Annotated in this window: 18 protein-coding genes; 17 read left to right on the top strand and 1 reads right to left on the bottom strand. The window is 48.5% G+C overall.

Annotated elements, in window-relative coordinates; genetic code table 11:
• Positions 1–62: 62 nt before the first annotated feature.
• Complete coding sequence (locus tag CZ379_RS18245; protein WP_110932928.1) at positions 63–1,760, bottom strand: PucR family transcriptional regulator; 1,698 nt, start codon at positions 1,758–1,760, stop codon at positions 63–65.
• A 417-nt stretch (positions 1,761–2,177) separates the two neighbouring features.
• Here CZ379_RS18245 and CZ379_RS18240 point away from each other — a divergent pair, with 417 nt between their 5' ends.
• The 17 genes from CZ379_RS18240 (at position 2,178) to CZ379_RS18160 (ending at position 26,955) form a co-directional block, all read left to right on the top strand.
• Entirely contained in the window at positions 2,178–3,095 is a 918-nt protein-coding gene (locus CZ379_RS18240; RefSeq protein ID WP_110932927.1) for an oxamate carbamoyltransferase subunit AllH family protein, read from the top strand.
• Positions 3,074–4,618: an acyl-CoA synthetase FdrA gene (fdrA, locus tag CZ379_RS18235; RefSeq protein ID WP_110932926.1), complete on the top strand. Its 1,545-nt coding sequence runs from the start codon at positions 3,074–3,076 to the stop codon at positions 4,616–4,618. Before CZ379_RS18240 ends, fdrA begins: the two co-directional genes overlap by 22 nt.
• Before the next feature lie 7 nt (positions 4,619–4,625).
• A complete protein-coding gene (locus CZ379_RS18230; protein ID WP_110932925.1) occupies positions 4,626–6,050 on the top strand; it encodes a YlbE family protein in 1,425 nt (474 codons plus the stop codon).
• Positions 6,051–6,090: 40 nt separating this feature from the next.
• On the top strand, positions 6,091–7,548 hold the full coding sequence (locus CZ379_RS18225) for a cytosine permease (protein WP_110932924.1): 1,458 nt from the start codon (positions 6,091–6,093) through the stop codon (positions 7,546–7,548).
• A 15-nt stretch (positions 7,549–7,563) separates the two neighbouring features.
• Complete coding sequence (locus CZ379_RS18220; RefSeq protein WP_110932923.1) at positions 7,564–8,514, top strand: carbamate kinase family protein; 951 nt, start codon at positions 7,564–7,566, stop codon at positions 8,512–8,514.
• Between the two features lie 20 nt (positions 8,515–8,534).
• Positions 8,535–8,987 (top strand): nucleoside deaminase, encoded by a 453-nt coding sequence (locus tag CZ379_RS18215; RefSeq protein WP_110934443.1) that lies wholly within the window; start codon positions 8,535–8,537, stop codon positions 8,985–8,987.
• 231 nt (positions 8,988–9,218) lie between these two features.
• Positions 9,219–10,340 (top strand): glycoside hydrolase family 88 protein, encoded by a 1,122-nt coding sequence (locus CZ379_RS18210; protein WP_110932922.1) that lies wholly within the window; start codon positions 9,219–9,221, stop codon positions 10,338–10,340.
• Complete coding sequence (locus CZ379_RS18205; RefSeq protein WP_110932921.1) at positions 10,330–12,504, top strand: alginate lyase family protein; 2,175 nt, start codon at positions 10,330–10,332, stop codon at positions 12,502–12,504. Before CZ379_RS18210 ends, CZ379_RS18205 begins: the two co-directional genes overlap by 11 nt.
• A gap of 65 nt (positions 12,505–12,569) precedes the next feature.
• Positions 12,570–14,279: a cache domain-containing sensor histidine kinase gene (locus CZ379_RS18200; RefSeq protein WP_110932920.1), complete on the top strand. Its 1,710-nt coding sequence runs from the start codon at positions 12,570–12,572 to the stop codon at positions 14,277–14,279.
• A 4-nt stretch (positions 14,280–14,283) separates the two neighbouring features.
• Entirely contained in the window at positions 14,284–15,870 is a 1,587-nt protein-coding gene (locus CZ379_RS18195; RefSeq protein ID WP_110932919.1) for a response regulator transcription factor, read from the top strand.
• A 204-nt stretch (positions 15,871–16,074) separates the two neighbouring features.
• Complete coding sequence (locus tag CZ379_RS18190; RefSeq protein ID WP_110932918.1) at positions 16,075–17,007, top strand: carbohydrate ABC transporter permease; 933 nt, start codon at positions 16,075–16,077, stop codon at positions 17,005–17,007.
• A 12-nt stretch (positions 17,008–17,019) separates the two neighbouring features.
• A complete protein-coding gene (locus tag CZ379_RS18185) occupies positions 17,020–17,856 on the top strand; it encodes a carbohydrate ABC transporter permease (RefSeq protein ID WP_110932917.1) in 837 nt (278 codons plus the stop codon).
• A gap of 144 nt (positions 17,857–18,000) precedes the next feature.
• Entirely contained in the window at positions 18,001–19,380 is a 1,380-nt protein-coding gene (locus tag CZ379_RS18180) for an ABC transporter substrate-binding protein (RefSeq protein WP_110932916.1), read from the top strand.
• Between the two features lie 116 nt (positions 19,381–19,496).
• A complete protein-coding gene (locus tag CZ379_RS18175) occupies positions 19,497–21,851 on the top strand; it encodes a glycoside hydrolase family 95 protein (RefSeq protein ID WP_110932915.1) in 2,355 nt (784 codons plus the stop codon).
• Between the two features lie 44 nt (positions 21,852–21,895).
• Positions 21,896–23,146, top strand: a complete 1,251-nt coding sequence (locus CZ379_RS18170; protein ID WP_199925669.1) for an alpha-L-fucosidase — start codon at positions 21,896–21,898, stop codon at positions 23,144–23,146.
• A gap of 69 nt (positions 23,147–23,215) precedes the next feature.
• Entirely contained in the window at positions 23,216–25,048 is a 1,833-nt protein-coding gene (locus CZ379_RS18165) for a glycoside hydrolase family 35 protein (RefSeq protein ID WP_110932914.1), read from the top strand.
• 329 nt (positions 25,049–25,377) lie between these two features.
• Positions 25,378–26,955 carry a sensor domain-containing diguanylate cyclase gene (locus tag CZ379_RS18160; protein WP_110932913.1) on the top strand — a complete coding sequence of 526 codons (1,578 nt, stop codon included), beginning with the start codon at positions 25,378–25,380 and terminating at the stop codon, positions 26,953–26,955.
• Positions 26,956–27,000: the final 45 nt, after the last annotated feature.

The raw sequence follows: 27,000 nt of genomic DNA, 5'->3' as shown, positions 1-27,000 counted from the left end.
GGGCGCAATACTGCTTATAAATCCGCAGTGTTGCGCCCCTAGTTATATTATAGTTCTGAACATCAGTTTTTGTGAAGCAGCCGGTAAATTTTCAGAGCCAGCTGAATTTGCAGCAGTTCCTCGGAATTTTTCAAGTCCGTATTCAGGATTTCCTTGATCTTATCGATTCTGTAAATGAACGTATTGCGATGGATGAACATCGCTTTCGCTGCTTCACTTACGTTGCGGTTGTAAGCGAAATAATTTTCCAGCGTAATCATAAAGCTGGTGCCATAGGCATGATCATGATCATATATCGGCCCAAGAGTGCTATTAAAGTAGCTTTCGAGCTCCGGGGCTTTTATGTTGGAGTCCAGAAAATGATAGACCGAATAGTCTTCAAAGTGCGAAACAACGTATTGATCATTGAACCGCTGCATTAACCTTATCGCTTCATGAGCTTCAGAGAAACTCTTGTGCAGCAAGTCTATCGTTTTATACTGTCTGCCTATGCCGATAAGGAAGGACGTTCCTGGTATTTTACGCGACAGCAGCTCCTGCAGTTCACTCGCAAATGACTTTACGTCATTGATGGCGACACTGGCCTTATTTTCTTGCTTGCCGACGAGTATGATAATACGATTGTTTCGATAAAAGCTCGTAACTTTCCCGTCTGCTTGTTCAGACAAGCTATAGATCAGCTCCACGCATTTCTTCGAGATCTGCTCCAGTTCGACCTTCATCTCAATCATATCTTCATATTTCTCCAGCTCCGCACGATCAATGTTAGCGACCATACAATAGTAAGCATAATGCGCTTCGAGCCCGTGTAGATCGCATAGCGTCCGCAAGGTGTGAGGCGAGTTGATTTTGCCTGTTAACAGATCATCGAAGAAGTCATGCCGGATTTTCAGCTTCACCTCTTCGATTTCCCGCGCTTTGATTCGTTCCAGGGCGAGGATGGAGGAGGAGTGCTCCAGTGCGATATAGTCCAATTCTGCCAGCTCTCGAACCGTCTGCAGAACCACGATATATCCATATAATTGGTTAGCGACCGCCACGGGCATAATTCGGCATTTGAGCTTCTGGCCATTGCCGTAATGATAAATTCGCTTGATCGACTTTTTGATTTCGCTGATGTTCTGCGGAACAGTATCCGTAAATTCCTTAGGGAAGACAGGCCGATTATGGACGAGCTGCAGACAGGCTGTTAGCGGAACTTCGTTGCCTTGCCAATCGGTATAGTGAAGCAGGTTCCAATCGTGATCCACGATAACGACCGGATTATTGATCGTCTCTGCCAGCTCTGCAGAAATGCGGTTTAAACCGCCGCCTTCCAGCGCTATTCGGAACAGGGCATTGTGCACATCCAGCGAGGAGCGGTTCAGCGCATCGTACCGGGCGGTTGCCTTCTCATTAATGATCGATATGAGATTGGAGAGCGTATATCCGAAGGGGAGCTCCAGCAAGGGCAGTCCGTATTTATTCGCTGCATCGATCATGTTTTGCGGGATTTCATTGAAATATCGCTTCATCTTGATGCACAGTCCTGCACAATTGATTTCCGCAAGCTCCTGAATAATTCTATTTTGCAGATCTTGATTATCTTTAAAAATATAGCCTGTTGAGAGCAATAGCTCGTTGGAGGTCCACCAGTCGAAGGAATCTGGATTCTCGATAATGTTGACGATGGCAATCTCATTATTGAGACCGCTTTCAACAGCTACAATCTTTATACCTTCTATAGATTTAATTTCTAGTAAATCCTTTATGGTTAACATTGTCTTCGCTCGCCCCTTTCTCTTGATCATTATGCACTATGCACAATGAGAAGCCTCAATTTTTAGTCTGGCTATACAATGACGGTTTTAGGCCCCGGGACTAGAATAGGGTTGTCAGGCAGAACAACGGGAGTAAAAAGTGTGATATTTCACAACAGATATCTTCTAAGCTTAGACTTGGAAGCAATACACTCGAATACTACCGTCATTTTTTTATTTTACACCTTATCATGGATTTGACAATAAAGCTTCTTTTTCCACTCCCCACAAAGATTGACAGTACAGCAGAGTGCTCTAATAGCCTGACGGGATCTTGGTCATAATACAAATAAATAGAAAAGGAGGAGCGAACTTGTCTGAGAGCCAATCGACAACACAGTTTATGGAAGCGGCAACAGCCGGAGCAAAGCAGAGCGCATGACTTATTCAAGCCAGGCCATTTCCGGAGACAGCTGTTTTATCGAACGGATACAGCATGGCAATTTTACCGGACGAGTGCATAGCATCTTTGATCGAACCTTCAACATTCAAAGCGAAGATCGGGGCGAATTGTTCACCATCGCCAACGAAAGCTTAGATAATGGACCAAATACTCTAGTGACTGAGTTTACTCATTTCAGCGAAATGGATATCGCTATTGATGACCGGGTCTATGCGATGAATAATACATTGTGCATTTTGAACAAAATAAAGATCAAGCTTGATGATGCGAAAAAATGGAACAGCGTTCTTCCACCCTATCCGGCCAATGAACAGCAACTCAGAAGAAATTTGAACGCAGCCAGATTAATCATTGACCATTATGGGAAAAACGGAGGAATGAAACGATCCCATACTGACGGGAGCAGCTTCGATCAAGAGGTAACGAGATTGCTAGCCGAGCGGTCGAGATTGCTGCTTCAGGCCATATCGCGCGGCAGCATGCAGCAAGCGGAGCGCGAAGCTGCCGGGTTAGTTGGACTTGGCTTTGGACTTACGCCATCAGGGGACGATTTTCTTGTAGGTCTATTTGTCGTGTTCAACCTGCCGATGAGCCCTTTATATCACTGCCGGTCATTTTGCATGCAGGTTGCAGCTCAATCCATAGGCAGAACGAATGAAATTAGTTATATCACATTAAAGAAAGCGGCCACTGGGCAAGCCAGAGAATCCCTCATTCGGTTGCTTCGTGATTTGACGGTCGGGAGCGAGGAGAGCATGAGAGCTTCATTAGGCTCGGTGCTGAATATCGGCTCTACGTCCGGTACAGATATTGCGATAGGAATCGTATCCGGCCTTGAACTCAGTGCAGAAAAAAAAGCTGGAGGTAAGGTATGTCAACGAAAATTGTTATAAAACCAAACACTTACTTTGATTCGGTATCACTGATGTCTTTATCGACGAAAGCGAACCAAATTGAAGGTGTCGAGCAAGCCGTAATTGCAATGGGAACGGAAATGAACAAGGAGGTTCTTAGAAATGTCGGTCTGATTACGCCGGAGCTTGAAGCAGTAAAAACCGGTGATTTGATGATCGTCGTGAAAGCCGCAACGGATGAACTAAGCGAAAATGCATATGCTGAAATTGAGAAATTGTTCACACAGAAAACAACCTCGAAGGGTGCAAGCGAAATTAAGTTCCCAACGATTGACTCTGCGGCACAGAATATACCGGATGCGAATCTGGCTGTCATTTCCGTCAATGGTGCATTTGCGGCAAGAGAAGCTCGCAAAGCGCTGGAGAACGATTTGCACGTCATGCTGTTCAGCGACAACGTCAGCATCGAGGATGAAATTGAACTCAAGAAGCTGGCCCATGAAAAAGGCTTGCTGATGATGGGGCCGGATTGTGGAACCGCTATTATTGGAAATGTCGGACTTTGTTTCGCTAATAAGGTAAGAAAAGGGAATGTCGGCATCGTCGGCGCATCCGGTACAGGCAGCCAAGAGATCAGCGTTCGCGTCCACGACTTTGGCGGCGGTGTATCCCAGCTGATTGGAACTGGCGGGAGAGATTTGACCGAGCAAGTCGGCGGCATCATGATGCTGGACGGTATGAAAGCACTTAACGACGACGAAGAGACGAAGGTGATCGTGCTGATCTCCAAGCCGCCGGCTAAGAGCGTTGAGGAGAAGGTGCTGGCAGAAATTCAATATTGCAAAAAGCCTGTTGTCGTTTGCTTCATCGGCGGGTCGGAAGAGGACGTTGTGAAGGCTGGCGGACATTTCGCCAAAACGACCAAGGAAGCGGCGCTTAAAGCGGTTGTCCTTGCAGGCGCGGATGAGAGCACGATCAACAAGCGTGCCCTGAATCTCCCGCTGATCGAAGAGATTAAAGGGAAATTGTCTCCAGAACAGAAGTACATTCGCGGCTTGTTCTGCGGCGGCACCTTGTGTGACGAGTCCATGTACCTGGCCATGGAGAAATATGAGGATGTATACAGCAACATTCCAAAGACCGAGGAATACCGGCTGGAAGACGTGAATGTGAGCCAGGCGCATACGTTCATCGACTTCGGTGATGATGAATATACGAAGGGCAAGCCGCATCCAATGATCGATCCGACTTCTCGCATTTCAAGATTCCTGCAAGAAGCAAAAGATCCTTCGGTTGGCGTTATTCTCATGGACTTCGTAATCGGCTTCGGCTCCCATGAGGATCCGGTCGGTGTCATGCTTCCTGCGATTATCAAAGCGAAGGAAGAAGCGGCGAAAGAGGGCAGACATCTTGAGATTTTAGGTTATGTGCTGGGCACCGAATTGGACAATCAGAATTTCGCCGACCAAGTAGCCAAGCTCGAATCTGCCGGAGTGACGATCGCCAGCAGCAGCACGAACGCGGGACTTCTTGCTAGAGGCTTTGTGGAGAAAGGGGAATAACGAATCAATGAGCAGAATTAACGATTTATTCAAGAGTGACCTTCATGTGATCAACGTCGGAATCGAATTTTTCAAAGATGATATGGTACAGCAAAAGGCCAGTGTAACCCATCTGGAATGGCAGCCTCCTGGCGGCGGCAAGCCTGAGCTGATCAAAGCCTTGGACAAGCTCGACAGACCGGAAATTCTGGCCAAAATCGAAGAGGCGAATAAGAAGGCGGTAGAACGCATCGTCAACTCGCAGCCGGTTCTGATCGGTTTCGACCAAGCGATCAACGTTGTGCCCGGGATGACCAAAACGACGATCCTCCATGCTGGCCCGCCGATTACGTGGGAACGCATGAATGGAGCGATGAAAGGTGCGGTAACAGGCGCTCTCGTCTTCGAGGGTCTGGCAAAAGACCTGGAAGAGGCGGCTGAAGTAGCTGCTTCTGGACAAATTACGTTCTCCCCGTGCCATGAACACAACTGCGTTGGTTCGATGGCTGGCGTAACGTCGGCTTCGATGTTTATGCATATCGTTGAAAATAAAACTTACGGCAATATCGCCTACACGAACCTCAGTGAGCAAATGTCGAAAATTTTGCGCATGGGCGCGAATGATGAGAGCGTTATAGAGCGCTTGAATTGGATGCGCGACGTGCTCGGCCCCATGCTGAGAGATGCGATGAGATTGTCGAACGGCATCGATCTTCGCCTTATGCTTGCCCAAGCGCTGCACATGGGGGATGAGTGCCACAACCGGAACAATGCAGGGACAAGCCTGCTGATTCAAGCACTTACGCCGTTTATTCTTGAAACGGATTATACGAAAGAGCAAAAGCGCGAAGTATTCAATTTCGTAGCGAGCAGCGATTACTTCTCTGGCCCAACGTGGATGGCTCTCTGCAAATGCGCGTTGGATGCCGCTCACGGCATTGAGAACAGCACGATCGTCACGACAATGGCTCGCAATGGCGTGGAATTCGGTATTCGCGTCAGCGGCCTAGCCGGAAATACTTGGTTCACCGGCCCAGCACAAAAGGTTGTCGGCCCGATGTTTGCCGGTTACAAGCCAGAGGACTCCGGTTTGGATATCGGCGACAGCGCGATTACGGAAACTTATGGCATCGGCGGCTTCGCTATGGCAACTGCGCCAGCCATTGTTGCTCTGGTCGGCGGAACCGTCGACGAAGCGATCGGCTATTCGATCAAAATGAAAGAAATCACGACAACGGAAAATCCAAACGTCACGATCCCGATGCTGAACTTCCAAGGTATTGCTACAGGGATTGATACGCGTAAAGTGGTACAGACTGGTATTCTGCCAATCATCAATACCGCCATTGCGCACAAAGAAGCGGGCATAGGTATGATCGGTGCAGGTATTACGCATCCACCAGTCGATTGCTTCGAAAAGGCACTGCTCGCCCTCAGCGAGAACATCAGCTAATATATTTCTACCCTAAGATAAGGGAGATAGGGGAATAAAGATGGAAGTCAAAGCAAATGTCGAGTATGAGCAATTCAAATCATATGGGTATGCGGAAGACATTTTGCCGATTTCGGAGGAAAAGCGTGACTGGGGAATTTTCAACTACATCACGGTTTGGATGGGACCTGTCCACAACATCATGTCCTATATGACGGTAGCCGGGTTCTTTATCCTCGGCCTGAATGTTACCCAGGTATTCCTTGCTGTCATGCTGTCCGCAGCGATCGTGGCAGCGGGGTATGCCCTAAATGGATATTCTGCAGCGAAATATGGGCTTCCCTTTGCCATGCTGCTGCGGGATTCCTTCGGGATAAAAGGCTCCATTATTCCGGCATTATGCCGGGGACTCATATCGGGTCTTGTCTTCTTCGGCACGACGACGGTCGTTGGCGCGCAGTCGTTCAACGTCATTTTCACCAGAATCTTTCCAGACTATATGTCCTGGGGAGGCGGTTTTAATATCTTAGGTCTGGACTTTCCGACGATGCTGTCGTATGTAATACTATGGACGTTAACTGTACTGCTGTTCTTGTCCGGTATGAAAATCCTCGGCACGTTCAGTAAATATTCTTCACCGATCGTTTATGTGTTCATTATCGGCGCAGCAATTTGGGCCATCAACATCGCCGGCGGCATAGCTCCGATCATGGCATACACTCCAGCCACGCCAATGGCGAGCCCGCTCGTGTTCATCGCTTGCGTTAGCGCGCTTGTGTCTAACTGGGCTGGCCCGATCGTGAACATCTCAGATTTGACGCAGCGCGCTAAAAATATTAAAGCGCCGATGTGGGGGCTGCCGATCGGGTTCATTCTTTCCTACATTCTGTTTGCGATTACTTGTATCGCTCTCATCGTAGGGACGGAAATTGCTTTTGGCGAGCCGATCTTCAACATCGTTGACGCGATCGGCAAAATCAATAACACCTTCTCTGTCGTAATTTTGCTGCTGGCCCTTAACGTCGGGGCGACCGCATTTGTCGTATTCGGCAACCTGATGCCGGCGGGTCTGCAAATGACCGCGCTGTTCCCTAAAATTTTTAACGTAAAGACAGCCGGGATTTTAACTGCGATCATCGGTACGGTGATTCTTCCCTGGAAGCTCGTTTCCAGCACGGCAGCTTTGTATTTGTTTTATAGCTTTATCGGCTCCATGTACGGCCCGATCGCGGGCATCATGTTGGCCAGCTTTTATATACAGCGTAAGAAACGCCTCGATCTATCGCAAATTTATGTGAAACCGGGTGAAGACGGAAGTTACAAAGGCGGTTATAACCGCATCGCGGTCATCGTTCTGATTATCAGCTTCCTAATTCCGATGTCGGGCGTAGTATTCACGAATGTTCCATTGCTAGTAACATTAAAAGACTTTGCGTTCTTCAGCGGGCTGATCATTTCGTTTGTGCTGTATACTTTGCTTTACAAGCAAACAAACGAGAATACGCAGGCAGCTAAGTAACCTGGGAGGATTAAAGTGGGAAAACTGGTAGTAGTAGCGATTGGCGGTAATTCACTTGTTAAAGGAAATGATCAGGATTCGATTCAGGATCAATACGAAGCGGTTTGTGAAATTGCCGCCAACATTGCAGATATGGTAGAAGAAGGCTGTGAGGTCGTCGTTACCCATGGAAATGGACCGCAGGTAGGCTTTACGCTTCGCCGCGGGGAAATTGCCGAGAAGGTAGCAGGCATGCCAAGCGTACCGCTCGTGAATTGTGTTGCGGATACGCAAGGCGGCATCGGCTATCAAATTCAGCAGGCGCTTACGAATGAATTCATTCGCCGCGGAATGAGGCAAAAGGTGGCCACTGTGATCACGCAGGTTGAAGTCAGCAGCGAGGACCCGAATTTTAAGAATCCGAGCAAGCCTGTTGGTTCCTTCTTTACCCTGGAGCAATCGCAGGAGCTGGAGAAGGAGCATCCTGACTGGGTATTCGTGGAAGACTCGGGCCGAGGCTATAGACGCGTCGTGCCTTCACCGCAGCCGATCGATATTCTGGAGAAGGATGCCATCAAATCGTTGATCGAGTCAGGCTATGTGGTTATTGCCGTAGGCGGGGGAGGAATTCCCGTCGTCAAGAGAGCGGATCACACTTATGAAGGCATCGATGCTGTAATCGACAAGGATCTCGCAACGAGCTTGCTGGCGGATCAGATCCAGGCCGAGACTTTGGTCATTACGACCGGTGTTCCCAAAGTATTCATTCATTTCGGCAAGCCGAATCAGAAAGCGCTGGATGAGATTACAGTCGCCGAAACGAAGCAATATGTGCTCGAGGATCACTTCCCCAAAGGCAGTATGCTGCCGAAAATTGAAGCCAGCCTTAGCTTCCTAGAGCAAAGCGGCTCCAGAGTCATCATCACCAATCCGGAAAGCTTGAAGGCCGCGATCAAAAACGAAGCAGGTACGCATATCGTAAAATAATCTGGAGAGGATGTATGAACATGGATTACATGAAGCTAGCAGCAGAAAAAACCATCGAGGGCATGGACAATAACATCGGAGGGCCATTCGGCGCTACCGTTGTACGCGGTGATGAAATTATCGCTGTCTGCAGCAACCGCATGATGGCTGATACCGACCCTTCACAACATGCGGAAATGGTGGCCATCCGGGAAGCTTGCAAAACGCTGGGTACGATGGATCTGTCCGACTGCGTCATTTACGCTACCTGCGAGCCTTGTCCAATGTGCGTATCCGCTATCATTTGGTCGGGCATCAAGGAGGTGTACTACTGCAATACGGCCGAAGACGCGGATAAGCACGGCTTCAGCGACATGCATCTGCGCGATTATTTGACGGGCAAAGACAAAAGCGTGCTGAATATGGTCAAAGTGCCGAACCGCGAAGATTGCGACAATCTGTTCGAGAATTTCCATAAGCTGCAAGACAAGTAATTCAAAAGCATTTATCAAAAACCTGGAGTCCTCCCCTGCGGTTTCTAAGCGGGGAGGAACTTATTAGATATTGGACGCCCCAGACTCTTTAAGAGGTTGGGGCTATTTTTCAGGATCATTGTCAAAAGTCAAAATTGTGCACATGAAGGTCAAAAATAGCCCCTACTAGTAATAGACTGCACTTCTTATTATAAGCATAGAGAATATGGACTCGAAAGGGGCAGCAAGAGAATGTGGCAAAGAGCGATAGAAGATGCAGTAAGTAAAGTCAGGGCGAATATAGATCGATTTGGGACAAGATTCCCGCATGTGAGTACGGACGGCGTCTATCAGTTGAATAACAACGAGGATTGGACGAATGGGTTCTGGAGCGGCATGCTTTGGCTGTGCTATGAATATACGGGAGATGAGGTCTTTCGTCTGAAAGCGGTAGAGACGGTGAACGATTTCCGGCGCCGCTTCAAGGCTAAGATCGTGCTGGACCATCATGATATCGGCTTTCTGTATTCTTTGTCCTCGAAGGCGCAGTGGATCATTGAGAAAGATGAGAGCGCTCGGCAATTGACGCTTCAGGCTGCGGATTTGCTGTTGAAGCGCTGGCGTCCTGCCGGAGGCTATATCCAGGCCTGGGGCCGGGAGGGAGATCCGAAGGAGGCTGGCCGGATTATTATTGATTGCCTGATGAATCTGCCGCTTCTGTTCTGGGCGGAGCAGCAGACGGGGGATTCGAAATATCGCGAGGTTGCGCTCATGCAGGCTGAGAAGACGAGACGGTATATTGTGCGTGGGGACGATAGCTCTTATCATACTTTTTTCTTCGAGCCAAGCAGCGGAGAGCCCATTGGAGGCGCCACACATCAAGGCTATACGAACGCATCCACCTGGACGCGGGGACAAGCCTGGGGCGTATACGGCTTCGCTCTGGTCTATCGTTACACTGGGGAACCCGTATATCTCGAAACCTCTAGACGCATGGCACGTTATTTTCTTGCGCATCTGCCTGAGGATCAAGTCGCCTATTGGGACTTTAATGCTCCGGTAGACCGTGACACCTATCGCGACAGTTCGGCCTCCGCTATCGTCGCAGCCGGTCTGCTGGAATTGCTTGAGCATTTGGACGAGCAGGATGCGGATCGGGACTACTTCAAGCAGGGGCTAACCGATTCCTTGACCTCTTTGGTGAAGAATTACTCCACAATTGGAGAAGATGCAGAGGGACTCTTGAAGCATGGCTCTTATTACGTACGCGGCGGACTATCGCCGGATGATTATATGATCTGGGGCGATTATTACTATCTGGAAGCCTTGCTGCGCCTTGAGAAAGGGTATAAGGGATACTGGTATGAACGTTAATCGTGTAGACGCTACTGACGAGGACAAACTGCGTTCGCTCTTCTCGCTTCTGAATCTGGAAGTCCCAGAATTAGCCGATGTGGCTGAAGCGGTCAAGCAAAATCGCAATGAAGATGCGCTGCTAGCACTTCATCGGTATTACAGAGAGCGCCAAGTGCCCGGCTGCCGATTGCCGAAGGAAGAGACGGCTCAAATTACCGGTTACGTAAAAAAATACTGTGCAGATGAAGCGGCAGCGGTCCTAAAAACGGCGGATGAGGTTGTGGATCAGACATTTCTGTTTCAGTTCCCCTGGGACATGGAACGAACCCAGGTTCCGGTAACGTTCGATGATGCGATTGACTGGCACTATATTCCCGAAGTTGATCCGGAATGGGCCTACATGCTGAATCGGCACCGTTATTGGATCGCTCTCGGTCAAGCCTATGCCATGACCGGAGATCATAAATACGCAGCCGCGTTTTGCCGCCAGCTTGAGGATTGGATCGACAGCAACCCGGTGCCGCATGAGCCGGCAAGCGACAATCTGGCCTGGCGTACCATTGAAGCCGGGCTGCGCGGAAGCAACTGGATCAAGACGCTGCGCTATGTTTGGGATTGTCCGCAGTTTACGCCGTCCCTGTTGGCGATACTATTGATATCTCTGGCTGAGCATGCCCGGTACCTGGTCGCCGCATTTACAAGCTGGAAGAGAATTAGCAATTGGGGTGTGCTGGAGACGAGCGGACTGCTGCAAATTGCTCTGTCCTTTCCCGAATTTACTGCTGCCGGACAGTGGCGCAGCCTTGCTGAACAGAGGCTGGAGGAGACGACGCAAATTCAGGTGATGGCGGACGGAATACACTGGGAGCAATCGCCGACTTATCATCATGAGGTGATGAGCTGCTATCTCGATAGCATGTATTTTGCCAAAATCAATAGACTAGAGCTAGATGAGGATTTCCGCGGCAAAGTATATGAGATGGCCATAGCTTCTCTGTATTGGGCCAAGCCGAATCATAGACAGCCTATGTTCGGGGATAGTGACGACAATGACGTCCGCTCGCTATTGACCTATGCTGCCGCGTTGTTCAAGGATGAGACGCTGCGCTTCAGGGCTAATCCGCGAATGGACTATGATAGTGCTTGGCTGCTCGGAATCGAGGGGATTCGCAGCTATGATCGCATGGCATCGGCTGAGCCGCCGGAGCTGTCCCATGCCTTCGTCCATTCCGGGCATTATGTCATGCGCTCAGGCTGGAGTGAGCAGGATTTATACCTGTATTTCCACTGCGGACCGCTTGGGGGAGGACATGGGCATGCCGATCTGCTGCATTTCGATCTTTATGCTTATGGGAAAGAATTTTTGACTGACTTAGGCAGATACAATTATAGCGACCATACGCCGCTTAGAAAGGCATTGAAGGAAAGTGCAGCGCATAATACGACTACCGTTGATGGCATCGGATTTACGGAAATTGCGGATACCTGGTCCTATCATCGCATCGCCAGGCCGTCAGGCAGCAAGTGGGTTAGTCGGCCAGCTTATGACTACGTCGAAGGCAGCCATGACGGGTATCTTCATTTGGACGATCCGGTGCTCACGGATCGAAGAATTATTTTTATCAAGCCGTATTACTGGCTGCTGGTCGACCGCTTCCGCAGCAAAGAGGCGCATATGTTCAGACAGCATTTTCATTTCGCGCCAGGGGGCATTTCCCTGGAGGAAGGCTCGCTCATTTGTCGTACGCAAAACAAAGACGAAGCCAATCTGCTGATTATACCGATTCAGAGTCAGGGGTTGAGGGCTGAAATTTCCGAGGGTGTTATTTCCCGCGAATACAATTTGCTAGAGCCTAATCACCATGTGACCTACTCGCGAAGCGGCAGTGGGATAACATCCATGATGCAGGTGCTGTATCCGCTGCGCCCTGGTGAGACGGAACGCCCGCAAATCGCCAAAATCCCTGTATTCCGCCATACGGGCGAACAGGTGGACGATGCGCAGGCAGAGGCTTGCCGCATTATTCATCCGGAACTGAATAGCGAACATATTCTCGTTATTAGTCATAGAGTTCCATCAGGCCAATATGATTCCTATGTGGTGGACGGCGTGCAGATCTTTGGTGAAGTAGTGCTTATTTCGGGTCCAGCAGAGAAAAGGAAGGTTAATGTAATCAATTAACAAATGCTTAAGGAATGACAACCTGCTAGAATAAAAATAATAGAACGAGAGAGGCGCGGGAGGGCATGTTCAAATTAACATATTATAAACGTATTCAGCTGTCATTCCTTTTGCTTATATTTATTCCGCTTATCGCAGTTTCGACCGTGTCTTTTCTATTAATCCGAAATTCAATGGTAGAGAAGCTGCAGCTTAGCAATGAGAATTTCCTGAACGTCATGATTGAAGAGATGAACAAGACCGTGGATGATGTAACATTTGCTTCGCATTTTATTGTAAACGATACCAATGTTCGCGCGAATTTGAAATCTTTTGCCGATACGAAACGGATTGAAGATTACTCTGATTATGTGTTGTTTACGCGTATACAGGATTTATTCCATCTGATTAACAGCAAGCCGCTGAACAATACTATCCGGATGTATCTCGTAAACCGTCAGCATTTCGTGATCTCCTCCGGCACGGAGGATTTAACGGGATTCAGCTCCACGATAGACAAGCTCATGAAGCAGGTGGATCTGAATGAGCCTGAGAAGCTGCAATGGCTTGGCATGGCTGACAGTGGTTTAGGCAGCAGCAGCTATTATATTGCCCGAGTGATTTATGATAGCAGTGAGAAGCAATATGTTTCCGTGCTGCTCGTCTCGATCGGCGAGGCATATTTCAACAAGCAGCTCAGTCCTGTAGAGTTCGGCAAAGTGGCAATATTTGATTCCTCCGGCGAGCTCATCGCCGGCAATGATGAAGTGTCATTAGATTCTACGGACTCCAAGGGGAGTGTCAGAACGGTTCGTAACATCTCCAAGTCGAGCTGGAAGCTCGTATATGAAGCATCCGCCAAAGAATGGTCGGGACCCATATCCCGCACATTTTATTTGGGACTTATTGGGGTCATCCTGCTATTCCTTGTCTTCTCCGCGACCTCGGTGCTGATTGCTCGTGGTCTGCATAGGCCGATTCATAAGCTGCAGCGGGTAGTCCGCCAATTCGGAATGGGAAATTTGGATGTAAGGCTTGAGGTCAAGGGCAGGGATGATATCGCTGAGCTTGGCCAGACACTGAATACGATGCTGGATCAGCTGCAGCAATTAATATACGATGTCGAGCAGGAGCAGGAGCAGAAACGGGTTATGGAATTGGAAGCCCTGTTTATGCAAATTCGGCCGCATTTTCTCATCAATACACTCAATTCAATCAAATGCAGCTTGATTCTATCCGATGACAAGCTGCATAGTGGAATTCTTGATTCACTTATGAGCTTGCTCCGGGCTTATTTGAAGGTAAATGAACCAACTAGCTTAAATGAAGAGTGCAGGCTTCTTCTTCATTACGTCGATATTATGAAGATCCGCAATGAAATCCCGCTTAAGCTGGATATTGATCTCGATCCTGCGACAAAGGAGCTTATCGTTCCTAAGCTTATTTTGCAGCCGCTGGTAGAGAATGCGATCGTGCATGGGCTGGTAGATCAGCCGTCACCAGTCATTTCAGTCAGGTCACGTCAGGTGGATGGCGGAGTTATGATTGAGGTGGAGGATAATGGCAGCGGTGTAGAAGAAGAAACACTGAACGGGCTTAACTGCAGATTAATGTTTGATGCCGATCAAGAGGGCTCCTATCAAAGGATCGGGTTGATCAATGTTGTGCAGAGATTGAGGCTGACCTTTGGCGAGGAAGCAACAATGTCCCTAAGCAACCGCCTGCAGGGGGGAGCCTCGGTCACGCTGTATTTGCCTCTAAGCGCTAATCATGATTGTCTAACGGGAGGAGAATGAAGAGATGTATAGGGTGATGCTGATCGACGATGATGTTCCCATGCTCAAGGTGCTGCAGCAGATGATTGACTGGGAGGCGAACAATTTGCAAATTGTCGGAACCACTTATTCAAGTGTAAAGGCAATGCATATGTTTGAAGAAGTTCAGCCCGATATTTTAATTACGGATATTGGTCTTCCGCAAAAGAACGGAATCGAGCTGGCCAATATATTCACCTCCATAAAACCGGATATCCGCGTGATCTTTCTAACCTGCCATGAGGACTTTCATTTCGCGCAGCAGGCGCTTAAGCTCAAGGCGGACGACTATTTGATCAAGGATCAGCTTACTGCGGAGCAGCTAGAGCAGAGCTTGGAAAAATCGGTCACGATCTTGAAATCTCGAACAGGTCTGATTCGCTGGAAGACATCCGACTATAATAGTCAGCTATTCCGCCAGGATCTGCTAAAAAGAGTGATCGACAGAGCGCCCTCCGAAATGACGATGGCTTACGCTTCACAAATTGGAGTCACTTGGAATTACCCGTGGTTTTTGCTGGGAATCGTTAACGTTCAATTCTCAAGCTTCGATCAACGCTACAAGCAGAGCGAATATTCACTGATTATGTATGCTATTTACAATATTGCTTTGGAGCTGGCTGAAACCTGCGAAGGGATCACTCCCTTTTTGGAGAAGGACAATATTACGATTTTATATAATTTCAGGTTGAACCTGGCTCAGAATGAAATTCTTCATTTCAACAATTTTCTAGAACAGCTGTGTTCCCAGTGCATTCATTTTCTGAAGATTCAGCCTACTGTCGTCACGGTTACAGACAAAATGGAGCTGGATTCGATCGGCGCTGTTTACCAGCAAATTATACAGAACAAAATCGAATTCTATGAAGGCTCCGACTACACTGTGACTGATGCTTCCCGAAATGCAGCCCTGATGTTCCAGCCGGCTCCGCAAGGCTTCCTCAATAGCTTTATCTCGCAATTGGGGCAGGCCGTCATTAAGCAAGATTTGGATTCCATCCGCGGTATATTGCTTGAAATCGCCGATAATGCGCGTGAATTGATGCTCGTCCCGGAAGATTTTGCGCGGGAGCTGTCTTTTATGCTGCGAGGCATTGAGCTGATGTTCTCCAATCTAAAGTTTGAAGAGGATGTGTTCCATTACCTGACATTGTCGCGATCATTGAGCGATTCTATCGCACTGGTGGAAAGAAAGCTGATTCAGATGAAGGAGAACAGAGGCATTCAGGGAGCGAATGTGACGCAGGAGCCAAAGCTCCAGGTGATCCAGCAGTATATCGAGCAGCACCTGGCTGACAATATTACGTCGATAGATATGGCACGCCATTTGTATTTAAACCCAAGCTATTTCTCACGCTACTTTAAGCGGATGACCGGGGCTACCTTTACGGATTACGTGCATCAATACAAGATGAAGCTGGCAACGAAAATGCTGAAAATGTCTAATCAAAATCTGGAGTCGATGGCCATCGGGCTGGGATATTCGGACAGAACCTATTTTTCTAAAGTGTTCAAGAAATACGTCGGCTTAACGCCAAGTGAGTTTAAGGCCAAGCATTCGGCGCGTAAATGATCCATAGGCATAAGCTTGAAAAAGCGGGCAAATTGAAATACAATTTGCTGCGCTTTTTTTTGCGCATGAAGGGCGAGCTGAGGGCTGTTCTTTCAAAAAAAGAAGGTCAAAATTATGCACGCGGCTGGTCATAATCACTCCTGTATCGGGCCTCTTGATGTATTACTATAATGAAAACTTACTAATATGCAGAGGTGATAAAACGTGGAGGCAGCAAAACAACCTGTACCGGGCACCCACAGAGAACCACGGAAGAAATTTTGGACTCCGCACCGAAAGGATGCGCTGATCGGCTGGCTATTTCTAGCTCCGGAAATCATCGGTATGTTGTTTCTTAACGTATTCGCGCTTGGATTTTCTTTATATCTGAGCTTATCGAAATGGGATTTATTATCCGGTGTGAAAGGGATCAAATTTATTGGAATTGGCAACTATGTGAAATTGCTTCAGGATCCAACGATCCTTCAAGCTGTGAAAAATAACGTCTTCTATATGATTATGACGGTGCCCATTCCAATTGCCATCGCTTTGGTCATGGCCGTGCTGATTCATAACAGCGTATTTTTCAAAGATTATTTTAAGGTAGCGTTCTTTATTCCTTATATTTCTTCGATTATTGCGATTGCCGCAGTATGGAGCGCATTGTTTCATCCATCGCTTGGACCGATTAACCAGTTCTTAATGGATATCGGACTTTCCAATCCGCCCAAATGGCTGGTTGATCCGAAGACTTCGCTTCTGTCCATTGCCATTATCAGCTCATGGGCAAGCCTTGGCTACACGATTATCATCTATATGGCCGGCTTAACGAATATTTCAAATGAAATCTACGAAGCCGCGGAAATTGATGGGGCGAACTCCTTCAAGAAGTTCTTTTCCATTACTGTCCCGATGCTGCGTTCTACAACTTTCTTCCTGCTGATTACGATGCTGATTGGATCCTTTAAAGTATTCGACATTATCGCTTACTTGACGGAAGGCGGCCCGAACAATTCATCGACCGTGCTTGTGTTCCGGATTTATGAGGAAGGCTTTAAATACTACAATATGGGCTACGCTTCCGCCATTTCCTGGCTGCTGTTTGCGATTATCGGTTTGCTTACGGCGCTGACCTGGAAAATGAGAAACGAAGACTAGGGGGGATATCAAATGCAGCTAATTCGTAAAAACATGTCAAAAACGATAATCACCGTCTTCATGGGCGCCTTGTCCATTGTATTTCTCATACCGCTCATTTGGATGGTCTCGGCAGCTTTTAAATATGAGAAGGATGTCATGCGCTTTCCGATTCAATGGATTCCTGAGAAAATTAATGTAGCGTATAACTTTAAAGCGGTTTGGATGGGAAAGATTCCATTTTATGAATTCTACTTCAATTCGTTTAAGATTGCGATCATTACTACCTGTATCACTTTGATTATTTCATCCATGGCGGCCTATGCGCTGACAAAGATTAATTTTAAAGGGCGAAATCTAGTGTTCTTGGCGCTCTTGTCTTTTATGATTATTCCGGATCAGGCGACACTGATTCCTCGTTTCTTGCTTATTCGTTGGTTTGGACTTTACAATACACATGCAGCGATCATACTGATGAGCATGTTCTCCATTTATTTCACGTTCCTGCTGCGGCAATTTATGGTCGGGATCAGCGATGAATTTATCGAAGCGGCGAGAATTGATGGGGCAGGCCATTTTAAAATATTCACCTCGATCATGATTCCGCTCTGTAAGCCGGTATTAGCGACTGTAGCGATCATTAAATTTATCTGGACCTGGAACGATTATCAGAATCCTTTGATTTTCCTGCTGGATAAAGACCTTTACACCATTCCGCTCGGAATGACGCTGTTCCGGGACGACTATACGAACAACTATGCAATTATGATGACGGCGGCTGTGTCCGCGATTATTCCTTTATTGATCGTGTTCACCGCTCTGCAGAAGCAAGTGATTAACGGTATTGCACTGGGAGGCGTAAAAGGCTGATTCCACATTTGGAGCAAGCGCTATCATAAAAGTCAAAAATGTATTCCTATCACATCAAAATTTTGCACTTGGCCTTTGAGGCAACCGCCTATAATGAGATATGTACAAGCACTACACTAAAATTTCAGTGCAGGGGGAAGAAAGATGACACATAAGGGTAAAAAAAGCTTTTCCATCATTCTCGGTACCATTCTCGCCATCAGCCTGCTTGTGAGCGGATGCGGAAAATCTGGAAATACCGGAGCCGAAGGGAACAAATCGGGCAACTCACCCGAGAAGCCGGTAACGATTAAGTATTACAACTGGGATAACGACGCTCAAACCGTGGGAACCGATGCCATGCTGAAGGAGTTTATGGATCAAAATCCGAATATCAAGGTCGAGCATGTTGTTCTCGTACCTGGGGATTCCGTAGAAATGATGAAGAAACTCGATTTCCTCATTTCTTCCGGAGAAGCGATTGATGTTGTGCAATTGCCTAGCTTGGGGGCTGCTCTTGAACGAGCCACTCGCGGGGCGCTTGCTCCATTAAATGAGTTATATGACCAGGAAGGCATTGTTCCTGAAGATGAATATTATGTCAACACGAAGGTAGACGGCAAATATTACGGAATGCAGTACACCAAGAGCATTAACTACGTCATGCTGAACAAGGATGCGCTCGATGAAGCTGGTCTAGAGATCCCTAAATTCGGCTGGACCTGGGATGATTACCGTGAATATGCCAAGAAGTTAACGAAGGGTGAAGGTGTGGATAAACGCTACGGTTCTTACTTCCATACTTGGGAGCTGTACATGAATGCTCCTGCACAGACGATGATGAAGGATCCGTTCGTATACGATGATGGTACAACGATTTTGGCTGATCCATCCTATAAATATTTCTTCCAATTGCGTAAAGACATGGAGTCGATTGATAAATCCGCTAAGACTTACGCAGATGTTCTTGCCGCAAAGCTTAACTATCGCACCGAGTTCTTCAATGAAGATGCTGCTATGATACTGACGGGTAACTTCACGATTCCAGATCCAGGGAATACGGAGCAATATCCGCATACTTTCAAGACTGCATTTGCGCCGGTGCCGGTACCTCCGAAGGGTGCAGAGCCTAAAGACTATGAAGGCAAATATTTCACCAGCGGTTCGCAAATCGCTATGGGCTCTACTTCAGAGAACAAGGAAGCGGCCTTTAAGCTAATGAGATTCATGACTACCGCAGAGTCGGACAATAGACAAGAGTTCTCTGGGTATAAGCAAGCCAACAATGAAGACTTGCTGACAAAGCTCGTTGCAGGTAAAGAAGATATGTATGATATTGATTCTCTCAAATATACGTTGTTCAGTGAGGACATTCAATTCCTTGATGCTGCAGAAGTGATGACAACAGCAACTTCAGAAATCACCAAGGTGATCAACGACGGATTCAGTAAATTTATGCTTAGCAATGAGCCGATCGATGATGTCCAAAAATGGATGGTGGATGAAGCAACGAAGATCATCAATGAGAAAGGTGTTATCAAGTAATTGGAGTGCTGAAGTAATAATGAGTAATTAATTTACAAGGGCCGTCTCAATGATCGTTTGAACATGAGAGACGGCCCTTGTTATCTACTGTGGACTATACAATTAGGAGCAGAGCGATGACGAACGAGATAAACAAGCTTATAGAGAAGCAGCCTGCCCGGGTCTGGACGGAGGCTTTTCCGCTGGGCAACGGCAGGCTTGGTGCGATGATATTTGGCGGCGTAACCTCGGAACGAATCGGATTAAATGAGGATTCTATTTGGTATGGCGGGCCGAAGCAATGCGATAATCCTATGGCGTGGAAAAAGCTGGGCCGCATTAGGAGTCTGCTTCGCGGCGGTGAGGTTAACGAGGCCGAGAGACAGATGCTCCTGCATTTTACGAATGCTCCACAATATTTTGGTCCCTACCAGCCCTTGGGAGATTTACTGCTTCAGTTCGATCATGATCGGGCAGAAGGAAGGGATTACAGCCGCGAACTGAATCTTAGGACAGGTATTGCTTCTGTGAGCTATGAGGCGGCTGGTGTTCGCTATGACCGGGAAGTCTTCGCTAGCACTGTTCATCAAGTGCTTGTCGTCCGTATAACGGCATCGAAGCCGGGGGCTATTAGTTTAACAGCCCGGCTAAGCAGACGTCCATTCGATGGAGAGATGAGACGGGAGAATGATCATACTTTGGCGATGGAGGGAGCATGCGGAACGGACGGCGTAAGGTTTGCCAGCGTGCTCCGCGCATGCGTGATTGGCGGCAACTGTCAGGCCAGCGCTAATTATTTGGATGTTCAAGGAGCGGATGCCGTTACTTTGCTGCTTGCAGCCCAAACCTCTTTCCGCTCTGACGATCCGTTTCGCGAAGCTATCAGGCAGGTAGAATTCGCCGCTTCATTGCCATATGGATCATTGCTGGATACGCATAAGGCCGACCACTTGGCTTTGTTTGGTCGCGTGAGCTTGGAGCTTGTACCAGGAGATCTTTCGGAAGAAACGGAAGTAGCTGTAGAAACAGTAGCCGCAGATGCTACAAGCGCAAGACTCACTATGTCTACCTCGGAACGGTTGCAGAACTATCGGCAAGGAGGAGAGGATCTGCAGCTAGAGGCGCTGTTCTACCAATATGGCCGTTATTTAATGATGGCGAGCTCAAGGCCCGGCAGCCTGCCGGCCAATTTGCAGGGCATCTGGAATGAGAGCTTCACACCGCCCTGGGAGAGCGATTATCATCTGAATATTAATCTGCAAATGAATTACTGGATCGCCGAGACGGGAAATTTGCCGGAATGCCACCAGCCTTTGTTCGATTTTATCGATCGGCTGGTCATTAATGGACGGAAAACGGCGGCAGCCTTATATGGCGCGAGGGGGTTTGTGGCGCATTCCTCCTCTAATTTGTGGGCGGAGAGCGGCTTGTACGGGGCGTGGACGCCAGCAATTTTTTGGCCGATGGGAGGGGCCTGGCTGGCTCTGCATTTATGGGAGCATTACAGGTATAGTCTTTCTGCAGAGTTTTTGCGGGTACGGGCTTATCCGGTGTTGAAGGAGGCCGCGCTGTTCTTGCTGGATGCTCTTATCGATGATGAGAACGGCTATCTCGTTACTTCTCCTTCGCTTTCCCCGGAGAACAGCTATGTTAATGAAAAAGGTCAGCTTGGATCTTTATGCTCTGGTCCTTCTATGGATTCGCAAATTATTTACGCGGTGCTTACGGCCTGCATTGAAGCAGCCGAATGCCTGGAGCTCGATGGTGAGCTGATCGGACAGTGGGCAAGCGTAAGGGAGAAGCTTCCTCAGCCTGAGATCGGTCGGCATGGCCAGATTATGGAATGGGCCGTTGACTATGAAGAACATGAGCCGGGGCATCGTCATATTTCACATTTGTTTGCGCTTCATCCAGGGGAACAGATTATTCCCCATCAAATGCCTAAGCTTGGGGCAGCGGCCCGTGCAACACTGGAGCGGCGCTTGAAGTATGGCGGGGGACATACCGGCTGGAGTCAGGCGTGGATCGCTAACTTTTGGGCGAGACTCGGCGAAGGAGATGAAGCGCATAATAGTCTTCGCGATTTGCTGAAGAAGGCGGTGCATCCCAATTTATTCGGCGACCATCCTCCGTTTCAAATCGATGCCAATTTTGGAGGAGCCGCTGCAATTCAGGAGATGCTCCTGCAATCCCATGGCGGTGAAATTCGCCTGCTGCCGGCATTGCCTTCTGCATGGGTAAGCGGCTCGGTCAAGGGCTTACGCGCCAGGGGCGGCTATGTGGTCGATATTCAGTGGGAAAAAGCGAAGCTTGAAGCGGCTGAGATTTATTCCGAGCATACGAGGAAATGCGTTTTGTTTAGCGGAATACAGCTGGCTGTTTTTGATTCCACTCAATTTCCTGTCCCGACTGTAAGCTTAAGCTTACAGTCGGGCTATCAGTATATATTTGCCGCAGAGCGTGGGAAAAGTTATCGAATCGTTCCAATATGATGCAGCAGTAAACTGTATGAGCGTGCAAAAGGAGGAATAATGATTTGAAAAAGCAGCACACGGAAGATTTTTTGGCCCGGCCGACTCCAGAGCAGCTAGCGTGGCAGGACAAGGAGCTTGGGCTGTTCTGTCATTTTGGGATCAATACTTTTTGTGATCAGGAATGGGGAGAGGGCAAGGATTCCCCCTTATTATTTAATCCGCTGCAGCTGGATGCCAGGCAATGGGTCAAAACAGCCAAAGCGGCGGGATTCCGTTATTTCATTCTGACCGCGAAGCATCATGACGGCTTCTGTCTGTGGCCCACATCAACGACCGATTATTCCGTTGCTTCCAGTCCATGGCGCAATGGAAGCGGCGATGTTGTCAGGGAATGTGCGGACGCCTGCCGCGAGGAGGGGATCGACTTCGGCATTTATTTATCCCCTTGGGATCGGCATGAGCCCTGTTACTCAGACCCCAAAAAATATGATAATTTCTACTGTCGGCAGCTAGAGGAATTGCTTACCGGCTATGGTCCGCTGGTAGAAATCTGGTTCGATGGCGCCGGCTCTGAGGGGCGCGAATATGATTGGCGGCGGATCATGGATCTGGTGCGGCAGCATCAGCCGGGGGCGATGATCTTCAACATGGGCGCTCCTACGATCCGCTGGGTAGGCAATGAGGACGGGCTTGCCCCTTATCCTTGCTGGAATACAGCGACGACCGCTAAAGGCAGCATGTTTAGCGAGGCTTCATTGCAATGGCTGCCTGAGACGCCGGCTTGGGTACCCGCAGAATGCGATGTACCGATTCGTAAAGATCGGTGGTTCTGGCATCCGAATGACGAGGAATCGCTGTTATCTCTAGACCAGTTGATGGATATTTATTATCGCTCGGTCGGCCATGGAGCGACTCTCCTGCTCAATGTATCTCCGGACAACCGCGGACTTCTGCCTGAGGCAGATGTGAAGCGTCTGCTGGAATTTGGAGAGGAGATCAGACGCAGATTCGATCATCCTTTAACTGAGGCATCAGGCAGTGGTCATCGGATCGAATTGGAGCTGCCTGTGCCAGCGTTGATCGGCCACGTCGTGCTCATGGAGGATATTGCGCATGGGGAAAGGGTGCGTCAATACGTCCTCGAGGCATACGCAGATGGAGCATGGAAGGAGATCGTGCACGGCATTGCTATCGGTCACAAGAAGATTGATGTAGTAACCCCTATGTTTGCAGAGAAAATACGGCTGCAGATTACTGAAGCTGTCGCGAATCCGATCATACGTAAATTTGCTATATATGGCGTTCAGAAGTAAATCCATGTTAGTGAGGCGGATTCTAAGCAACATATTTAACATCTCATTATTAGCGGAGGAAATATATACATGAGCTTACTTACTTGGAATCAAGGTCAATATTTGCTGGACGGACAGCCCTATCGGATTATTTCGGGAGCGATCCATTATTTCCGAGTAGTACCGGAATATTGGAAGGATCGGTTATTGAAATTGAAGGCCAGCGGATTCAATACGGTGGAGACGTATATTGCTTGGAACGTGCATGAGCCAAGAGAAGGAGAGTTTGACTTCGCAGGCATCGCGGATGTCGAGTCGTTTATTCGTTTGGCCGGAGAGCTTGGACTGCATGTTATTGTAAGGCCAAGCCCCTTCATCTGCGCGGAATGGGAATTCGGCGGATTGCCAGCCTGGCTGTTATCGTATAGCGACCTTCAGGTTCGCTGTCGCGATCCTCTCTACCTGGCTAAGGTGGATCGTTACTATGATGAGTTAATTCCTAAATTTGTGCCTCTCCTCTCGACCAAGGGCGGACCGATAATTGCTGTTCAAATAGAAAATGAATATGGCAGCTACGGGAATGACACGGCTTATCTTGATTATTTGCGTAATGGATTGATCGATCGGGGCATCGATGTTCTTCTATTCACTTCGGACGGGCCAACCGATGAGATGCTCCTTGGAGGCACACTTTCTGATGTGCACGCCACCGTTAACTTCGGTTCCCGGGTAAAGGATTCGTTTCAGAAATACCGGGAATACCGGAAAGACGAACCGCTGATGGTGATGGAATACTGGAACGGCTGGTTCGACCATTGGATGGAGGATCACCATGTCCGGGACGGAGCGGATGTCGCGAAAGTGCTCGATGAAATGCTGACTGAGGGCTCATCCATCAACATGTATATGTTCCATGGCGGAACCAACTTCGGCTTTTACAATGGGGCTAATCATATCGTTACTTATGAACCGACGACGACAAGCTATGATTATGATGCTCCTCTGTCAGAATGGGGTGACAGTACGGAGAAGCTGGAGGCTGTCAGAGAAGTGCTTGCCAAGCACGGATTTACACCGGACTGTCCGTTCCCGGAGCCGATCCCGAAGGTTTCCTATGGGAAAATAAAACTGATGGAGAAGGCGGAGCTGTTCACGGATGCTGCTCTGCAGCAGCTATCCCAGCCAATTCAGTGCGTAAACGTACGACCGATGGAGAAATTCGGGCAGTCCTTCGGGTTCATCCTGTACAGCACCTTTGTCAAAGGTCCGCGTCACGGCCAGAAGCTGTACATCCAGGACGTGCGCGATCGTGCTCAGGTATTCCTGAATGGGCGCCTGCTCGGTGTCATTGAGCGCTGGAATCCGCAGCCGCTGGACATTTCCGTACCGGCCGAGGGAGCGAAGCTGGATATTCTCGTCGAAAATATGGGGCGCGTCAATTACGGGCCGCTCATTCGCGATGCGAAAGGGATTACGGAGGGAGTGCGCATCGACAATCAGTTCCAATTTGATTGGACGGTTCGGCCGCTGCCGCTGGAGGCGGGAGTTCTGGCGGGGCTTAAATATGATGCAGGTGATGCCGCTACAGCATCTGAAGGGCGCGGGGAAGAGCAGCCAGCATTTTACCGCGGAAGCTTCGCGGCGGAGACGCTTGGCGATACGTTCCTGCGATTTGACGGCTGGCATAAAGGCATGGCCTGGGTTAACGGCTTCAATCTGGGACGTTATTGGAACGCAGGGCCGCAGCGCACATTGTATGTCCCCGGTCCGCTGCTGCGCCAAGGACAGAATGAGATCATCCTCTTCGAGCTTCATTCTGCTCCTGTGAGCTGTGAAATTGAGCTGACGGACATGCCCGATTTGGGAACGGTCGCCCAAGTGGACGATGCTGTGCTGAATTTTGCCAATGATGAGGAGGAATAATTTCCTCGTAGGATCTTCCTAAAGGCAATATGCTGCCTAAAATCGAGGGCAGCCCGGGGGCATAAGAACAAAAAACATATACCTAAATTTACTTGTCCTTCCCTGCAATTACCAAGCGGGGGAGGACTTTTAATATGGCGGAGATGACTTACGGCATGCAGCGGCAGCCTATATAAAATCATTGTTTAAAAGCATTCGTAAATATGATAGAATTCAACGGATTAGACAATTTTTTAAATGTTTCGAGATAAAGAATTCCCTCTGTTTTTACATAAAAAAATAGAGCAGCATTCTTTTTGCCTACATCTATTGAAATGGGAGACTCATGAATGAAAAGAATGAAACTGTCGCTGCGGTACCTGATTGTTTTTGTTGCTCTATTATCTTTTATATTAACGCTGATCAGCAGCCTATTAAGCGGGTACGATACAAATAAACAGACGCTGCTCACCAGCACGCTTGAAACGAATCGGATGTACGCGGAGAAGCTGGCGCAGACAACGGAAAGCTTCCTTCAAACGACATTGCAGACTTTGAGTGTGAGCGCTGCGGAAATCGCTTTGATCATGGATGACGAGGCAGCTCTGCTGCGGGAAGCGGATCGCTTGAAAATGCAAACGCGAACCTTCAACTCCGTGGCCATAACCAATGCCGCCGGCAAAGTATTGGCGACATCGCCGCAATCGCTTGATCTTAGAGGAAAAATACTGGAGTCGCCTTCCAGCAAGGAAGCACTTGAAGAGAGAAGGCCGCTTATTTCCAAGCCTTACACAGGAATCACCGGGCGTTTGATCATTTTTATCTCTTATCCGATCTTCGATCAGGAGCATAATTATTTGGGTTTGGTCGGCGGAACACTTTATCTGAAGGAAATGAACATTCTTAACGAAATTCTGGGAGAGCATTTCTATAAAGACGGCTCCTATGTATATGTGGTAGACCGGGACGGGCGCATTATATATCATCAGGATCAAAGCCGCGTCAATGATATCGTGGACGGGAACCCGGTCGTTCGGAAGCTGATGAACGGGCAGCGGGGGGCCGAGCGCGTCATCAATACGAAGAACAAGGACATGCTAGCGGGATATAGTTATATTCCTACGGCGGACTGGGGCGTAGTCTCGCAGCGGGAGACAGCAGTTACACTAGCTCCTGCGAAGGCAATGCTGAAGAAAATGATCGTCACCTCCTTTCCGTTCTTGTTCGTATCGCTTATATTCATCATCTGGCTGTCCAATAAAATAGCTCAGCCGCTGCATAAACTGGCTTATTATACCGAAAACAGTACGGAGAAAAATCAAGAGAAGCATATCGCGAAGATATCTGCCTGGTATTACGAGGTCATCCAGTTAAAGAAAGCGCTCGTTCATAGCCTGGCTTTTCTTCACAATCGCATTAATTATTCCAATCATCAGTCAAAGACTGATCCACTTACGAAGCTGACGAATCGCCGCGGAATGGATGAGCATATGAAGAAGTGGCTGGAGGAAGAAACACCGTTCTCGCTGATCTTACTGGATATCGACCACTTCAAGCGGGTCAACGACACATACGGTCATGCGGAAGGCGATCATGTGCTGCAATTTCTGGCGATGCAGATGGCCGGATCGGTGGAGCCCCATCATATTTGCTGCCGCTATGGCGGAGAAGAATTCGTCATTCTGCTGCCGGACACGATGCAGCAGAATGCGGTGAAGGTAGCGGAGAGGCTAAGATCGAAGATGGAAGGCACGGTCAGTCCATGCGGTGACATTGTGACGATTTCCGCAGGAGTCGCCTCATATCCTGATCACGCCTCCGATTTAGAAGCGCTAGTCGCCAAGGCGGATAGCTCCTTGTATGAAGCAAAGAAGCGCGGGCGCAACCAGATCGTCGCCTTTGAATTGAATGATATCATTCAGGCGTAGCACTGCACTCATACATTTGCTCATTCGTTTCAGCTAACTTCATAC

The organism is Paenibacillus bouchesdurhonensis (genome assembly GCF_900155685.1).
Lineage (GTDB): Bacteria > Bacillota > Bacilli > Paenibacillales > Paenibacillaceae > Fontibacillus > Fontibacillus bouchesdurhonensis.
Note: the sequence above shows the minus strand (reverse complement) of the source record. Positions and strands in the feature narration are given on the sequence as shown.